A 15,815-nucleotide genomic window follows, 5' to 3' on the forward strand; every position below is an offset into this window, starting at 1 on the left:
ACTCGACTTCCGCGCCGCCCCGGGCGTAGGAAGGCGAAAACAACGAGAGGATCCGCCGCATGAAACTCGCCAGCCTGAAGGACGCAGATCCAGCCCGGGGCCGTGACGGCCGGCTTGTCGTCGTGTCGAACGACCTCGCCTGGTATGCCGATGCGACGCATATCGCGCCGACGCTGCAGGCCGCACTGGACGACTGGGACCGGCTCGCGCCCATGCTCGAGAATCTGTCGACCGATCTCGAGCACGAGATGATCCCGATGCGGCGGTTCCACGAGCATGACGCGGCGTCGCCCTTGCCGCGCGCCTATCAGTGGGCGGATGGCTCGGCCTATGTGAACCATGTCGCGCTCGTGCGGCAGGCACGCGCCGCCGAGATGCCCGACAGCTTCTGGCACGATCCATTGATGTATCAGGGCGGATCGGACGGGTTTCTGGGGCCGCGCGACCCGATCCCGCTTTCCGACGAGAGCTGGGGCTGCGACATGGAGGGCGAGGTCGTCGTCGTCACCGGCGACGTGGCGATGGGGGCGAGCCGCGAGGAGGCGCTGGCGGCGGTGCGGCTGGTCGGGCTGACCAACGACGTGTCGCTGCGCAACCTGATCCCGGGCGAGCTGGGCAAGGGGTTCGGGTTCTTCCAGTCCAAGCCCGCCAGTGCGTTTTCACCGGTGTTCGTGACGCCCGAATCGCTTGGCGACTGGTGGCAGGACGGCAAGCTGCACCGCAAGCTGATGGTCGACCTGAACGGCCAGCCCTTTGGCCGCGCCGAGGCGGGCGAGGACATGACGTTCGATTTCGGCACGCTGATCGCTCATGCCGCCAAGACACGGAAGCTCGGTGCGGGAACGATCGTCGGGTCGGGCACGGTGTCGAACCGCGGCGCGGATGGCGGGCCGGGCAAGCCGATCGCAGAGGGCGGGGTCGGCTATTCCTGCCTGGCCGAAGTGCGGACGATCGAGACGATCGCAGGCGGCGCGGCGGTGACCCCGTTCCTGAAGAAGGGCGACACGGTGCGGATCTGGGCGGAGGACGACCGGCATCGCCCGATCTTCGGGGTGATCGAGCAGACGGTAGAGTAGCGCGCGAGTCGGCTAGGGCCGCTCGCCATAGGCCTTGCGCTGAGCCGCGGTAGCGCGGTCCCACCAGGCGCGGGCGAGCAGATCCGCGATCCGCTCGCCCGCGCCGGTGCCGTAGCGGACCAGCACCGCGGGCCAGCCGTCATAATGATCGGTCTGCCAGAAGGTCGCGGGGTCGGTGTCGAGCAGGATCTCCTTCTCGTCGCGGCCGATATGGAGCACGAAGCTGCCGGGATCGGGCGCGGTGGTCGACGCGAGTGTCTTGCCGCGGAACCTGAGTGCGGGCCGGCCGTAGCTGGTGCCCGGCTCGACACCCGGCAGCGTGCATCCGATCGCGACGACGGCGTTCCAGTCCTGCAGCATGTCGCGCTGTCCCTCCCCCTGTCTGCCCGTGTATCCCCGCGTCCGCAGGGTGCTGCTATCGCACTGATCGCACGGCGTTGCACGCGGCCGGTGCGAATGCGGCAACCGGGCAAAACTCCCTCTCGCCAATGCCGTTGAAATTTTATAACAAGGCCGCGAAGAGCGATCCGGCGCGTACGCCGCCGGGCGATGGAGATGGAGTGACGATGGCCAGCGAGCACCCTCGCGCCGATTCGCAGCCGCTGCGCAATCTACCCGGATTGACGCTGCATGTGCCCGAACCGAAGTTTCGACCCGGCGATCCGGTCGATTTCGCCGAAGTCGACGTGCCGCCCGCGGGGCAGGCGCGACGCCCCGACACCGCGGACAAGGCGAGCGATTTCACCGACCTGGCCTATACGCTGGTCCGCGTTCTCGACGACGAGGGCCATGCGGTGGGGCCGTGGGATCCCAAGCTTTCGCCCGATATGTTGCGCCGTATGCTGCGCAGCATGGCGCTGCTCCGCGCGTTCGACGAGCGCATGTTCCGCGCGCAGCGGCAGGGCAAGACGAGCTTCTACATGAAGGCGCTGGGCGAGGAGGCGGTCGCGGTCGCGGCGGCCTATGCGCTCGATTACGAGGACATGTGCTTCCCCTCCTACCGCCAGCAGGGGTTGCTGATCGCGCGGGGCTGGAGCCTCGTCGACATGATGAACCAGATCTATTCGAACACCGCGGACCGGCTTGGCGGCAAGCAGCTGCCGATCATGTATTCGGTCAAGGAAGCCGGGTTCTTCTCGATCTCGGGCAACCTCACGACGCAATATCCGCAAGCCGTGGGCTGGGCGATGGCGTCGGCGGCGAAGGGCGACACGCGGATCGCGGCGACCTGGTGCGGCGAGGGATCGACCGCGGAGGGGGATTTTCATTCGGCGTGCACCTTTGCCGCGGTCTACCGCGCGCCGGTGATTTTCAACGTCGTCAACAACCAGTGGGCGATCTCCAGCTTCTCCGGGTTCGCCGGCGCCGAGGCGACGACGTTCGCCGCGCGCGCGGTCGGCTACGGTATCGCCGGGCTTCGGGTCGATGGGAACGACGCGCTGGCGGTGTACGCCGCGACGCAGTGGGCCGCCGAGCGGGCGCGGACCAATCAGGGGCCGACGCTGATCGAGCATTTCACCTACCGCGCGGAAGGTCATTCGACCTCGGACGATCCGGGCCAGTATCGCAGCGAGGGCGAGCCCAATGCGTGGCCGCTCGGCGACCCGATCAAGCGGTTGAAGGACCACCTTATCGCGATCGGCGAATGGGACGATGAGCGTCACGCCGCGCAGGACAAGGAGCTCGCCGAGCAGGTCAAAGCCGCGCAGAAGGAGGCCGAGAAGAACGGCATCCTCGGCCACGGGCTGCACCAGCCGCTCGAATCGCTGTTCGACGGCGTGTTTGAGGAGCTGCCCTGGCATCTGAAGGAGCAGCGTCAGCAGATGCTCGATGAAGAGACGGCAAGCGGCCGTCCATGGGATCGCAAGGCATGACCGACATGATCGAAGCACCCGCTTCCGAAGCAGCGGACGGCGGCGAAACCACCCGCATGAACATGATCCAGGCGATCAACTCCGCCATGGACATCATGATGGAGCGCGATCCCGACGTGATCGTGATGGGCGAGGATGTCGGCTATTTCGGCGGCGTGTTCCGCGCGACCGCGGGGTTGCAGGCGAAACACGGCAAGACGCGCGTGTTCGACACGCCGATCACCGAATGCGGGATCATTGGTGTCGCGGTCGGCATGGGCGCCTACGGCCTGCGTCCCGTCCCCGAGATCCAGTTCGCGGATTACATCTATCCCGCGCTCGACCAGCTCGTGTCGGAAGCCGCGCGGCTACGCTATCGCTCGGCGGGCGAGTTCACCTCGCCGATCACGGTGCGATCGCCGTTCGGCGGCGGCATCTTCGGCGGGCAGACGCACAGCCAGAGCCCCGAGGGGCTGTTCACGCACATGTCGGGGATCAAGACGGTGATCCCGTCGACGCCCTATGACGCGAAGGGCCTGCTGATCGCGGCGATCGAGGACAATGACCCGACGCTCTTCTTCGAGCCAAAGCGCATCTATAACGGGCCGTTCGACGGATATTGGGATCGCCCGTCGCAGAACTGGTCGAAGCATCCGGCCGGTGAAGTGCCGACGGGATACTACAAGATCGAGCTCGGCAAGGCGAAGATCGTCCGGGCGGGCGAGGCGCTGACCATCCTTGCCTACGGCACGATGGTGCATGTCTGCGCGGCGGTGATCGCCGAGACGGGGATCGACGCGGAGATCGTCGACCTGCGCACGCTCGTCCCGCTCGACATCGAGACGATCGAGGCGTCGGTGAAGAAGACCGGGCGCTGCATGATCGTCCACGAGGCGACGCGGACCAGCGGGTTCGGCGCCGAGCTGTCGGCGCTGGTGCAGGAGCGGTGCTTCTACCATCTCGAGGCACCGATCGAGCGCGTGACCGGGTTCGACACGCCCTATCCGCACAGCCTGGAATGGGCTTATTTCCCGGGGCCGGTTCGTATCACCGAGGCCCTCAAGAAGATCATGAAGGACGCATAATGGCTCGCTTTACCTTCAAGCTGCCGGATATCGGCGAGGGCATTTCGGAAGCCGAGATCGTCGCGTGGCACGTCGCGGTGGGCGACCGCGTCGAGGAGGACTCGCCGATCGCGGACATGATGACCGACAAGGCGACCGTCGAGATGGAGTCGCCTGTCACGGGCGTCGTCGTCGAGCTCGCGGGCGAGGTCGGCGATCAGGTGTCGATCGGTGCTGCGCTGGTCGTGATCGAGACGGATGCGGTGGATGTCGCGGACGAGGTCGTGGCCGCGCCGCTAACCGCGGCGCAGGCGGAGACGGCCGAGCAATACGAGGCCGAGAACCCCGGAGTCGAAGAGGTCGCAACCGAAACTCCCTCTCCCCTCGGGGGAGAGGGGCGGGGTGAGGGGCAGCCCCAGGCGGAAACGCCGGCACCTGCCCCAGCCCCTCACCCCAGCCCTCTCCCCCAAGGGGAGAGGGAGCAGAAGGGGGCCGCTGGCGCTCCGGCCGAGCAGCAGGCGCATGCGCTGGCATCGCCTGCGGTGCGCGCTCGTGCGCGGGATCTGGGGATTGATCTCGCCTCGGTGAAGACCGAGTCCGACCGGGTCCGTCATGCCGATCTCGACGCGTATCTGCGGTACGGTGCGGGTCAGGGCTATCAGGCGCCGGGCGCGACCCGAGCGCGCGCGGACCAGCCGATCAAGGTCATCGGCATGCGGCGCAAGATCGCCGAGAACATGGCCGCGTCGAAGCGCGCGATCCCGCATTTCACCTATGTCGACGAGATCGACGTCACCGCGCTGGAGGCGATGCGCGCGGATCTGAACGCCAATCGCGGCGGGCGGCCCAAGTTGACGATGCTGCCGCTGATGATCGTCGCGATATGCAAGACGATCCCCGATTTTCCGATGCTCAACGCGCGGTATGACGACGAGGCGGGCGTGGTGACGCGGCACGGCGCGATCCATCTGGGCATGGCGGCGCAGACCGATGCGGGGCTGACCGTGCCCGTCATCCGCGACGCGCAGGACCGCAATGTCTGGCAGCTCGCGACCGAGATCGGCCGGCTTGCCGAAGCCGCGCGCGCGGGCAAGCTCGCGCCGAACGAGATGGGCGGCGGGACGATCACGGTAACCTCGCTCGGGCCGCTTGGCGGGATCGCGACGACGCCGGTGATCAACCGGCCCGAGGTCGCGATCATCGGGCCGAATAAGATCGTCGAACGCCCCGTCTTCAAGGGAGACGAGGTGGTCCGTGCGAAGCTGATGAATCTGTCGATCAGCTGCGACCACCGTGTCGTCGATGGCTGGGATGCGGCGAGCTTCGTCCAGGGGCTGAAGAAATATCTCGAGACGCCGGTCCTGCTGTTCGCGGACTGAGGTCCCGGACCGTGGGGCGTCAGCGCGGCCGTGGCGGGGTGGGGCGCGTCTTCATCAGCCATGGTCGCGGGCCGCTGGTCGGGCGGGGCGTGCCGTCGAGCCGCTTCGCGCTGATCAGCGCGACGCGGTTGAGGATCATCTGACCCTTGAACGCGTCGAGCCCGCCGCCGGTCGGCTTGGTGAGGATGCGGCGGACCGTGTCCATGCCGCCGACGACATGGCCGAACGCCGCATAGCCCAGATAACCAGGGCGTGCGTCCATCGCGGGCGTCGGGCCGACGGTGATGAAGAAATTGCCGCCCGCCGAGCCGGGCTCGCTGCCGCGCGCCATCGAGATCGTCGCGTCGAGATGGCGGATGCCGGTCTGCGTCGTCGTCTCGAGCGGGAAGGCGGGCAGGATGCGCCGCGCATCGGTGCGGATGCCGCCCTGGACGAAGCCGAATTTCGGCGCCTTCTTGCTGCGCGCGGCGCGGTAGAAGTCGGTGCCGTCGAAGCGGCCGTCATCGACATAGGCGAGGAAGTTCGCGCTGGTCTTGGGGGCATGGCGCGTGTCGAGCGCGAGCGTGATCGGGCCTTCGGAGGTGGTGAGGCGGACGCGGACGGTGCCGGGTTTGGCAGGGGCTTGTTTCTGGGGGGCGGCGACGACCGGGGCGGCCAGCAGCGCGAGCGCCGGGAGGAACAGGAAACGCATACGCGGGGCACGACCTTGTCATTCTGAACAGGGGTCGCCCTCTATACCCCCCGTCATCCTGACGAAAGTCAGGATCCAGAGCCAGGAGCGCTGTGGCCGGTTACCCTGGATCCTGACTTTCGTCAGGATGACGGGAGGGGTTAGGGCGCGGCATCCTAGCCCCTCCCGCCGCGTCAGACGATCTCGAACAGGCCGGCGGCACCCATGCCGCCCGCGGTGCACATCGAGACCACGACATAGCGGACGCCGCGCTTGCGCCCCTCGATCAGCGCGTGGCCGACGAGGCGCGAGCCGGTCATGCCGAAGGGGTGGCCGACCGCGATCGCGCCGCCATTGACGTTGTACCGCTCGGGATCGATGCCGAGATGGTCGCGGCAGTACAGGCATTGCGACGCAAACGCCTCGTTCAGCTCCCACAGGCCGATATCCGCCACCGACAGCCCGGCGCGGTCGAGCAGCTTCGGGATCGCGAAGATCGGGCCGATGCCCATCTCCGCGGGGTCGCAACCCGCAGCCTGGAAGCCGCGATAGATGCCGAGAATGTCCTTGCCCTCCGCCTCCGCGGTCCGCCGGTCCATCAGCAGCTGTGCGGACGCGCCGTCGGACAGTTGGCTGGCATTGCCCGCGGTGACGCTGGTGCCTGGCCCTGAGAAATCGCCGCCCGGCCAGACCGTCTTGAGCCCCGCGAGCGCCTCGCGCGTGGTACCGGCGCGAATGCCCTCGTCCTGCGCGAGCGTGACGGTCTCGCTGCCGGTCCGATTGCCCTGCTTGTCGAACAGCGCCTTTTCGACGGTGATCGGCGCGATCTCCTCGGCAAAGGCACCGTTCGCAATGCCGGCCGCGGCGCGTTGCTGGCTCATCGCGGCATAGGCGTCCTGCGACTCGCGGCTGATCCCGTATTTCGCCGCGACGATCTCCGCGGTCTCGATCATCGGGATATAGGCGGCGGGCTGCTTCTCGGTGACGCTCTGGTTGACGAAGCGGGGGGCGTCCTTCGTCACGGTGTAGCTGATCGACTCCATCCCGCCCGCCAGCGCGACGTCGGCCTCGTCGCAGATGATCGTGCGCGCGGCGAGCGCGACCGCGGTCAGCCCCGACCCGCATTTCCGGTCGAGCGTGAACGCCGGCACCGATTCGGGAAGCCCGCCCGCGAAAATCGCCATCCGCCCGGCATTGCCCCCTTGCGTCCCCCATTGGTTGCCGACCCCCCAGAACACCTCGTCGATGCGCGCCGGATCGATCCCGGCACGCTCGACCGCGGCGTTCATCACATGCCCCGCCAGCACCGGGGCCTCGGTCGCGTTGAACGCGCCGCGATAGGCTTTGCCGATGGCGGTACGGGCAGTCGAGACGATGGCGGCTTCACGCATGCTAAGACCTTTCGAGGACCGGGTATGGTCGGGCGGTCTAGATCGTCGGGGCCGCGTTTGGAAGGGGGCGGCGCGACAGCCGCCATTGCCAGAGCATCAGCAGCGGCACGACAACGGTTTCCATGCCGAGCCCGAGGACGTGGCCGGGCGAGGGGACGCCGACGTCGATCAGCGAGACGAGCCGCGCCAGCCCGCCGATCACGATCAGCCCGCCCAGCAGTCTGAACCGCGGCCCCTTCGTCTCGATCCGCGGGATGCAGCTCGCGAACCCGATCCCCGTCGCGAAGAAGATGCCCGAGATATAGCGGAAGTGGCTGTCGAGATCGCGCGGGACATCGGCGAGGTGTCCGAACGGGGCGGGGCCGTGGAGGACGCCCTGACCGCCGACGAGCAGCGGCAACAGGCACGCAACCGCGACCACGGCCTGCAACAGGCGCCGTTCGCGCATCATGACAGCTTGTCGATCAGTTCGGCGGTGTCGAGCAGTTCGGGACGGATCCTGAAGGCGACCAGCGAGATCCGCACCTCGATCATGAAGCTGGCAAAGGCGGCGATCAGCAGGACCATCGCGAGGATGAAGGAGACCGCGACATAGGTGCCGAAATGCAGCTTGGCGAGCTCGGCGATGAACAGCAATGCGATCACGATACACGTCATGATCGCGCTGGAGACCGCGAGAAAGAGCGCGGCGTTGATGATCGTCATCCGCCGGTCGAGTAGCCGCAATTCCCAGATATGGCGGACGCGTTCGCGTCCCGCGCTGCTCGGGTGGAGCTTTTCGAGCTGTCGGGCGCGGTCGATCACGCGCGACAGCCGGCCGGCCAGCACGTTGAGCAACTGGCCGATGCCCGCGAGCATGAAGACGGGGGCAAGCGACAGCTGGATCGTCTGCGCGATCGTCGAAAGGGCGGGAAGCGGTATCATCGCGGCCACCATGCGGAATAACCGCGTCCTAGGGAAGCGCCGTGCGCGCCATCGCCATCGCGCGCTCCTCCATCGCGGGGGTGTTCGCAGCGAAGAAGGGGCACGGCTTGGTAACGCATCGATGCTATGCAGCGATCGATGTCCAAGCCCATGCTCCTGTCCGACTTCGTGCAGTTGCCACCCGACGTCCGTGTGGGGCTGGTCGAGGGGCTCAGCGCGGCGATCGACACGGTCGCCGAACGCGCCGCGGAGAGCCACCGCTTCCTGCGCTATGGCTGGTATGCCGCGGCGCTCGCCGCCTATGGCGGGCAGGCGCGCACGCTCGTCGTCGAGGAAGACGACGTGCCCGTGCTGGCATTGCCGTTCGTGCCGCTCGGGCCAGCGATGCTGCGGCTCGCGACGGTGCCGGGCTGTTACTGGCCGTTTCGCAGCTTCGGCATGGCGATCGGCGCGAGCGAGGCGGCGCAGGCGGCTGCCCTCACCACGCTCGCCACGCATATCAACGGCTTGCGGATAGGCCCGGTCGAGGACGGCGATCCGGCGGCGACCGCGTTGATCGCGCGCGCGCGCGGAGCGGGCTGGACCGCGATCGACCGGCATGTCGGTGACAGCTGGGTGCTCGATCTCGCGCCGGTCGTCGACGGCCAGCCCTGGCCGCGCAATTCGACGCTGCGCAAGAACCGCTTTCACGAAAAGCATCTGGCCGGGCATGGCGCGCTCGACTGGCGGTTCCTCGATGGTGCCGACTGGCCGCAGGGTTTCGCCGACCTTGGCGCGGTCGAGGCGACGAGCTGGGTCGCGCACGACACCGATCGGCGCGACATGAAGTTCGTCGCGGAGGGCCATCTCGCCTTCTGGACCGCGGCGGTGGTCGACCCGGTGCTCGGCGACATGTTCCGGGCCGCGGTGCTCGACGTCGACGGCGCGCCCGCCGCCTTCTCGTTCGACATCGACACGGGCGCGCTGATCTACGCGATCGCCAACAGCTATGATCCGCGCTTTGCCAAGCATTCGCCGGGCAAGCTGCTCTACTGGCGCAACCTCGTGGCGGCGATGGCGCGGGGCGCGGCGCGCGTCGACTGGGGCGCCGGCGACAGCGGGTACAAGCAGGTGATCGGCGCGACGCAGGGCGCACCGATCCGTGACTGGCTGCTGCTCAGGCCCGGGCTGCCGGCGCTGGCGGGACGGATGCTGCGTCACGCATGGCGACGCAGCGGCGGCCGCCAGACGCGGGCTGAGTCGCGGGCTCAGTCGCGGATATAGCGAAAGTACCAGACCTCGTGGCCCTGCCGCCGTGCCTTGCGCTCGTAGCGCGTTTCGGGCCAGTCGTCGGGGCGCGTCAGAAAGTCGGCGGGGGTCCGCGCCTGCCAGGTGAAGTCGCGGCGCTGGTCCATGATCATCATCGACCAGCGGCAATAAGTCGGATCGTCGGTGCCGAGCCGGAATTCGCCGCCCGGCTTGAGCTTGGCGGCGATCGTGTCGAGCGGACCGTGGTTGACCATCCGGCGCTTGGCGTGGCGCGCCTTGCGCCACGGATCGGGATGCAGCAGGTACAGCCGGTCGAGACTCTCATCGGGTAGCCGCTCGATCACCTCGAGCGCGTCGCCCATATAGAGGCGGACATTGTCCAGCGCGCCATCGCGGATATGGCCAAGCGCGCCGACGACGCCGTTGAGGAACGGCTCGCAGCCGATAAAGCCGATATCGGGGTTCGCCGCGGCCTGCCCCGCCAGATGTTCGCCTGCGCCGAAGCCGATCTCGACGTGCAGCGGGCGGTCGTCGCCGAACAGCCGCATCGCGTCGATCGGCCCGTCTTCGGGCACCGACAGGCGTGGCAGCATGTCCTCGACAAGCGCGGACTGGCCCTGGCGGAGCTTATGGCCCTGGCGACGGCCATAGAGGCGGCGGATAATGGAGGGGTCGGTCATCGCCGCGCGCTCTAGCGGTCGATTGCCACGGAGCAAAGCGTCGAGCGACCCGTTACAATGGCGTAATGGCCAAATCCGGTGGGTCCGGATCGCCCGGATGGGCAGGCAGACCGAGTCGCGAGGGTGCCGCCGCCTGCGGTATCGGGCGGACGGCGACGGGAGACGCAACGATGACGGCGAAGAACGATACGGCGGCGGCACTCGTCGAGGCGGACCGCAAGACGACGTACAAGCTCGCCGAGAAGCGTGATGCGCCGCTGGTCAAGGCGACGGGGTTCCTCGCCGAAGTCGCGGACCAGCCGCAACTGATCGCGACGTCCATCGGGACGTTGGTGATCGGCCTGATCGCGCGACGGCCCGACCTGACGCGGGGTGGCGCACGCATGCTGGCCGCGCATTTTGCCGCGACGATGGCAAAATCGGCGATCAAGCACTCGGTCGATCGCACGCGCCCCGCGCCCGCGATCGAGAAGGGGCGCGCACGCTTCGAACCCGGCGACAGCGAGGATCATGAGGAAACCTCGTTCCCGTCGGGGCATACCGCCGGCGCGGTCGCGGTCTCGCGCGCGGCGTCGCGCGATATCGACGGCGTGGCAGCGCCCTCCGCGCTCGCGACGATCGCGGTCGCCGCCGCGCAACCCGTCAACGGCAAGCATTATCTGTCGGATCTCGTCGTCGGTGCAGCCGTCGGCTGGATCGCCGAGGCGATGGTGAGTGCGGTATTCGACCGGGTATTTCCGCCGGTCGACGACGCGCACATCGTCGCGGCCGGGCGGGCCTGATACGCAAGACTGATAGGCGCGTGGATCGCACGGCATCGTCGCCACGAAAGGCGTGATTCATCGCCGAGGGAACCGTTACACCTGCGTGACGGTTACGTCGGCCTTAGAAAGGGATTTTTCCAATGAAGACAATTGCTACCGCACTGATCTTGGGCATGCTCACGGTCCCGCTCGCCGCTTGTGGCGGCAAGGGCGACGACAAGCTCGGCAGCCAGGTCGAGGGTGCCGCCGAGAATCGCGCGGACGCGCTTGAAGCGGCTGCCGACAATCTCGAGGATCGCGCCGAGGCCGTGCGTGACCAGGGCGAGAAGCAGGGCGAAGCGATCGACGATGCGGACGTGAACGCCGCCGCAATGTCGGACACGCAGAAGGCGGCACTCGTCAACGGCAGCGCAAAGCTCCGTTGATCGATCCACCCGATCCCCGTCGGCAGGTGCTGGGGGATCGGGTGTCGACCGGAGCACCGGCGCCGTACCGCCATGACGCCCGGGGGAGTCATGCGGCGGGGATTCATGGGGGATACACGATGATCGATCGGCGTCGGCTCGAAACGGGCGGCTTTCTGATATTCTTGATGGTGATCACGGTCGCGCTTGCGGTCGTGGTGTCGACCTTTGCGCTCGCGCTGCTGTGGGCGGCGCTGGCGGCGATACTCTTCCAGCCATTGTACCAGTGGCTGCTGACGCGGATGCCCGGCAGGCGCAACCTCGCCGCGGCGCTGACGTTGCTGATCATCCTGTTCGCGGTGGTCGTTCCGAGCATGATCATCGGCGGTATGATCGTCGACCAGGCCGGGACGGTCTATACGCGCATCCAGAGCGGCGACATCAACTTCGCCGCCTATTTCAATCAGGTGCACGACGCACTGCCGACGCGCCTGCAGACGCTGCTCGACAAGGCCGGGTTCGATTCGATCGAACGCATCCAGGCGCGGCTGTCGGAGACGATGGGCAACAGCGTGCGGACGATCGCGAGCCAGGCGCTCTCGATCGGTCGCAACGCGGCGGCGTTCCTGCTGGCGTTCGGTATCGCGCTCTACGTGATGTTCTTCCTGCTCCGCGACGGCGAGACGATCGGACCCAAGGTGTGCGACGCCTTGCCGCTCGAGCGTTGGGTGACCGGTGCACTGGTGGAGAAGTTCGTGTCGGTCGTCCGTGCGACGATCAAGGGGACCGTGATAGTCGCGCTGGTGCAGGGCGGCCTCGGCGCGCTGACGTTCTGGATCGTCGGGTTGCCGGCCGCATTGCTGTGGGGGCTGTTGATGGCGCTGACGTCGCTGCTGCCCGCGCTCGGACCGGCGATCGTCTGGGTGCCGGTCGCGGTGTACCTGCTCGCGACCACGGCGATCTGGCAGGGCCTCGCGGTGATCGTGTCGGGCGTGGTGGTGATCGGGCTGGCGGACAACATCCTGCGTCCGATCCTCGTCGGTCGCGACACGGGGATCCCCGACTATATCGTGCTGGTGACGACGCTGGGCGGGATCGAACTCGTCGGTCTCAGCGGGATCGTCGTCGGACCGCTCGTCGCGGCGCTGTTCCTGACGGCATGGCAGATCCTGACCGACCAGCGACATCGTCAGCCCGCGGGTGCGCCGCTGGTCGTCGAGCGGGATACGGGCAGGGCGGGGCCGGACTGACCGGCCCGCCCCCGCGCACGCTGCTCCAGATACGAAAAAGCCTCCCCCGGACCGTCCGGGGGAGGCTTTTTCATGAGCCGATACGCGCCGTGTTACGCGGTGGCGGCCTTCAGCTTCTCGACCAGATCGGTCTTTTCCCAGGTGAAGCTGTCGCCCTCGGGATCGCGCCCGAAATGGCCGTAGGCGGCGGTCTTCTTGTAGATCGGTGCGTTGAGCTTGAGGTGCTCGCGGATGCCCTTTGGCGTCAGGCGCACGAGCTTCGGCAAAACCGCCTCGAGCTTGGCCTCTTCCACGGTGCCCGTGCCATGCGTGTCGACATAGACCGACAGCGGCTCGGCGATGCCGATCGCGTAGCTCAGCTGGATCGTGCAGCGACGCGCGAGCCCGGCGGCGACGACGTTCTTCGCCAGATAGCGCGCGACATAGGCGGCCGAACGATCGACCTTCGTCGGATCCTTGCCCGAGAACGCGCCGCCGCCATGCGGGGCTGCGCCGCCGTACGTGTCGACGATGATCTTGCGGCCGGTGACGCCGGCGTCGCCGTCAGGGCCACCGATCTCGAACTGGCCAGTCGGGTTGATGTAGATCGCGGTCGCGTCGGTGATGAAGCCGTCGGGCAGCACGTCCTTGAACACGCCCATGACATAGTCACGCAGCACCGCGTACTTGGCGGGATCGGCGTTGTCGCCCTTCTCGCAATAGCCCGGCGCGTGCTGGGTCGAGACGACGAGGGCGGTCGCACCGACCGGCACTTCGTTCTCGTACGACAGCGTCACCTGGCTCTTGGCGTCGGGCTCGAGGAACGGTGCTGCGCCCGAATGACGGTCTTCGGCCATTTTGGCGAGGATCTTGTGGCTGTAATACAGCGTCGCGGGCATCAGGCCGGGGGTCTCGTCAGTGGCGTAACCGAACATGATGCCCTGGTCGCCAGCGCCCTCGTCCTTGTTGCCGCTCTCGTCGACGCCCATCGCGATGTGCGCGGACTGGCCATGAAGGTTGTTCTCAAAGCGGAACGTTTCCCAGTGGAAGCCGGTCTGCGCGTAGCCGATTTCCTTGACGGTGTTGCGGACGGCCGCCTCGATCTCGTCCTTGGCTCCGGGGGCCCAGTAGTCAGTGTCCTTCCACTCGACCTTCCCGAATTCATAGACGCCACGGCAGCGGATTTCGCCGGCAAGGACGACGAGCTGCGTGGTTGTCAGCGTCTCGCAGGCGATGCGGGCCTCGGGATCCTTGGCGAGGAACAGGTCGACGATGGTGTCGCTGATCTGGTCGGCGACCTTGTCGGGATGGCCTTCGGAGACCGACTCGGAGGTGAAGAGAAAGGACTTGCGCATGGAACCTCTTCGCAAAAGGCCTGCCGCGAAAGGGTCGGCAAGCGTCATATAAGGAAAGCTTTATATGACGCTTCTAACGATCGCGGCGGCGCAGGGCAACGGCCATCGCGATCATCGCCGCGGCCACCAGTGCCGCCGCAAGATTGCCGAGCCGCGCGAACGGCGTGACGACGAGCGCGGGGGGGATGGGGACGTCGACCGCGCCCGCCTTTTCATGCGCGACGGTGCCGACCAGCCGCCCGTCGGCGCCGATCACGGCGGATATGCCGGTCGGGGTCGCGCGGACGATCGGCAGCCCCTCCTCGATCGCGCGCATCCGCGCCTGGGCAAGGTGCTGGGGCGGCCCCCAGCTTCCGAACCAAGCGTCGTTCGATGGATTGAACAACAGCTTCGGGCGGTGCGCGCGGTCGACGGTCTGCCCCGAAAAGATGATCTCGTAGCAGATCTGCATGCCGACTGCGCCGAACCCGGGCAGCGTGAGACTGGCGGGGCCCTTGCCCGAGGTGAAGTCGATATCGCCGGGCACGAGGCGGGCGAGGCCGAGTGGCTTCAGCAGCCACGGGAGGGGCAGATATTCGCCATAGGGGACGAGGTGTGCCTTGTCGTAGCGGCCGCGCAGTCGCGCCTGCGCGTCGATCGCGAATACCGAGTTGGTCGCGCCCGTGATCTTGTCGTCGCGGTCGAACGACAAGGCGGTACCGCCGGTCAGCAGGATGTCGTCGGGGCCGAGCAGGCGCGCGATGCGGCGGCGGAGGTAAAGCGGGCTCGACCAGTCATAGGCGTAGAACGGGTAGCCATCCTCGAGATAGTCGCGCACGACGCCCTCGGGCCAGACGATCAGTCGCGGTGCGCGGCCGGGCGTGCCCGACAGCCGTTCGAGTGCGGACAGCACGCGTTCACCGTCCGATTCGCTGCGATCCTCCTGCCCGATATCGGGCTGGACGACGCGGACTCGCGGTGCGTCGGCCGGTGCGGACGGGGCATCGGTCCAGAGCGCGGACAGCGCCGCCAGCGCGAGCGCGGGGACGACGACAAGCGGCATCGTCCAGCGCCGCTGCGCCAGCATCAGCAGCGCACCCGCCGCGACGATCGTCACGCCCGACAGCGCATAGGTGCCGATCCAGGCCGACAACCGGGCGACGCCGATCAGCGGCAGCCATGCGACGCCGAGCGGATCCCAGGCATAGCCGGTGAACAGGACGCTGCGCAGCCATTCGGACGCGATCCAGGCCGCGGCGAAGACGAGCACGAACGCCGGGTCGGGGCCGCGGCGCCCACTGCCGCGGCCGAACCGCCAGGCGATCGCCGCGGCGGCCATCGGGAACACCGCGAGATACAGCGCCAGACCCACCGCGGCGAAATAGCCGAGCACCGGCGGCATCGCGTCCTGGAAGTCGAACGCGTGCTGGAACCAGTTGTTGTTGACCGTGAAGTGGCCGACGCCGAACACCCAGCCGCGCCACAGCGCGCTGCGCAGGCTCGGCGCCGCATGGACAAGCCAAAGCCACGCCGCGATCGCGACGAGCATCAATGGCCACAGGTCGAGCGGGGCAAAGCCGGTCGCGGCGATGGCGCCGAGGATGAGCGATGCGGAGGCGGGAAAACGGATCACGCGTGCGATATGACGTGATGCGGCAGGGTCGGCAACGACTTAGCAAGCCGCGGCATCGCTGCCGTTTTCGCACAACACAGCGCGCCATCGGGTGTCGCCGCATGGCGCCGTGCGTGCTCGCGATCGCTCATCTGGCCCGACATGCAAATGTCCGGGGTGACTCATG

Annotated in this window: 16 protein-coding genes; 8 read left to right on the forward strand and 8 right to left on the reverse strand. The window is 67.6% G+C overall.

The window, feature by feature from the left end; translation table 11 throughout:
• Positions 1–59: 59 nt before the first annotated feature.
• The gene (locus ASE72_RS10140) at positions 60–1,076 is read left to right on the forward strand and encodes a fumarylacetoacetate hydrolase family protein (protein WP_056020432.1); all 1,017 of its coding nucleotides are present in this window, start codon (positions 60–62) and stop codon (positions 1,074–1,076) included.
• A gap of 12 nt (positions 1,077–1,088) precedes the next feature.
• On the opposite strand, the gene ASE72_RS10145 is transcribed toward ASE72_RS10140, so the two are convergent.
• Entirely contained in the window at positions 1,089–1,436 is a 348-nt protein-coding gene (locus tag ASE72_RS10145) for an MmcQ/YjbR family DNA-binding protein (RefSeq protein ID WP_056020434.1), read from the reverse strand.
• 206 nt (positions 1,437–1,642) lie between these two features.
• On the opposite strand from ASE72_RS10145, the gene ASE72_RS10150 reads away from it, so the two are divergent.
• The 3 genes from ASE72_RS10150 to ASE72_RS10160 are packed head-to-tail and all read left to right on the forward strand — an operon-like array spanning position 1,643 to position 5,372.
• On the forward strand, positions 1,643–2,950 hold the full coding sequence (locus tag ASE72_RS10150; protein WP_056022105.1) for a thiamine pyrophosphate-dependent enzyme: 1,308 nt from the start codon (positions 1,643–1,645) through the stop codon (positions 2,948–2,950).
• A 56-nt stretch (positions 2,951–3,006) separates the two neighbouring features.
• Positions 3,007–4,014, forward strand: a complete 1,008-nt coding sequence (locus tag ASE72_RS10155; RefSeq protein ID WP_056022108.1) for an alpha-ketoacid dehydrogenase subunit beta — start codon at positions 3,007–3,009, stop codon at positions 4,012–4,014.
• The gene (locus ASE72_RS10160; protein ID WP_056020436.1) at positions 4,014–5,372 is read left to right on the forward strand and encodes a dihydrolipoamide acetyltransferase family protein; all 1,359 of its coding nucleotides are present in this window, start codon (positions 4,014–4,016) and stop codon (positions 5,370–5,372) included. The genes ASE72_RS10155 and ASE72_RS10160 overlap by 1 nt, the downstream gene beginning before the upstream one ends.
• 19 nt (positions 5,373–5,391) lie before the next feature.
• Here ASE72_RS10160 and ASE72_RS10165 read toward each other — a convergent pair whose 3' ends face one another.
• The 4 genes from ASE72_RS10165 to ASE72_RS10180 all read right to left on the reverse strand — a co-directional run bounded on the left by ASE72_RS10165 (position 5,392) and on the right by ASE72_RS10180 (position 8,357).
• Positions 5,392–6,063: a peptidylprolyl isomerase gene (locus ASE72_RS10165; protein WP_056020437.1), complete on the reverse strand. Its 672-nt coding sequence runs from the start codon at positions 6,061–6,063 to the stop codon at positions 5,392–5,394.
• 173 nt (positions 6,064–6,236) lie between these two features.
• Positions 6,237–7,433 (reverse strand): thiolase family protein, encoded by a 1,197-nt coding sequence (locus tag ASE72_RS10170; RefSeq protein ID WP_056020438.1) that lies wholly within the window; start codon positions 7,431–7,433, stop codon positions 6,237–6,239.
• Between the two features lie 37 nt (positions 7,434–7,470).
• A complete protein-coding gene (locus tag ASE72_RS10175; protein ID WP_056020439.1) occupies positions 7,471–7,884 on the reverse strand; it encodes a DUF4345 domain-containing protein in 414 nt (137 codons plus the stop codon).
• The gene (locus ASE72_RS10180; RefSeq protein ID WP_056022111.1) at positions 7,881–8,357 is read right to left on the reverse strand and encodes a DUF2721 domain-containing protein; all 477 of its coding nucleotides are present in this window, start codon (positions 8,355–8,357) and stop codon (positions 7,881–7,883) included. Before ASE72_RS10180 ends, ASE72_RS10175 begins: the two co-directional genes overlap by 4 nt.
• 138 nt (positions 8,358–8,495) lie before the next feature.
• Here ASE72_RS10180 and ASE72_RS10185 point away from each other — a divergent pair, with 138 nt between their 5' ends.
• Positions 8,496–9,620: a GNAT family N-acetyltransferase gene (locus ASE72_RS10185; RefSeq protein ID WP_056022114.1), complete on the forward strand. Its 1,125-nt coding sequence runs from the start codon at positions 8,496–8,498 to the stop codon at positions 9,618–9,620.
• On the opposite strand, the gene trmB is transcribed toward ASE72_RS10185, so the two are convergent.
• Positions 9,605–10,285: a tRNA (guanosine(46)-N7)-methyltransferase TrmB gene (gene trmB, locus ASE72_RS10190; protein ID WP_056020441.1), complete on the reverse strand. Its 681-nt coding sequence runs from the start codon at positions 10,283–10,285 to the stop codon at positions 9,605–9,607. The two genes, ASE72_RS10185 and trmB, sit on opposite strands and share 16 nt — an antisense overlap.
• A gap of 170 nt (positions 10,286–10,455) precedes the next feature.
• Here trmB and ASE72_RS10195 point away from each other — a divergent pair, with 170 nt between their 5' ends.
• From ASE72_RS10195 to ASE72_RS10205, 3 genes are all read left to right on the forward strand, one after another.
• Positions 10,456–11,067: a phosphatase PAP2 family protein gene (locus ASE72_RS10195; protein ID WP_056020443.1), complete on the forward strand. Its 612-nt coding sequence runs from the start codon at positions 10,456–10,458 to the stop codon at positions 11,065–11,067.
• 122 nt (positions 11,068–11,189) lie between these two features.
• A complete protein-coding gene (locus ASE72_RS10200; RefSeq protein ID WP_056020445.1) occupies positions 11,190–11,474 on the forward strand; it encodes a hypothetical protein in 285 nt (94 codons plus the stop codon).
• Between the two features lie 119 nt (positions 11,475–11,593).
• Positions 11,594–12,703, forward strand: coding sequence for an AI-2E family transporter (locus ASE72_RS10205; RefSeq protein ID WP_056020448.1), 1,110 nt, complete (start codon positions 11,594–11,596; stop codon positions 12,701–12,703).
• Positions 12,704–12,795: 92 nt separating this feature from the next.
• Here ASE72_RS10205 and metK read toward each other — a convergent pair whose 3' ends face one another.
• Positions 12,796–14,037 (reverse strand): methionine adenosyltransferase, encoded by a 1,242-nt coding sequence (gene metK / locus ASE72_RS10210; RefSeq protein WP_056020452.1) that lies wholly within the window; start codon positions 14,035–14,037, stop codon positions 12,796–12,798.
• A 73-nt stretch (positions 14,038–14,110) separates the two neighbouring features.
• Positions 14,111–15,649, reverse strand: a complete 1,539-nt coding sequence (lnt, locus tag ASE72_RS10215) for an apolipoprotein N-acyltransferase (protein WP_056020454.1) — start codon at positions 15,647–15,649, stop codon at positions 14,111–14,113.
• Positions 15,650–15,815 lie beyond the last annotated feature (166 nt).

Origin of the sequence: Sphingomonas sp. Leaf20, assembly GCF_001421535.1 — a bacterium.
Lineage (GTDB): Bacteria > Pseudomonadota > Alphaproteobacteria > Sphingomonadales > Sphingomonadaceae > Sphingomonas.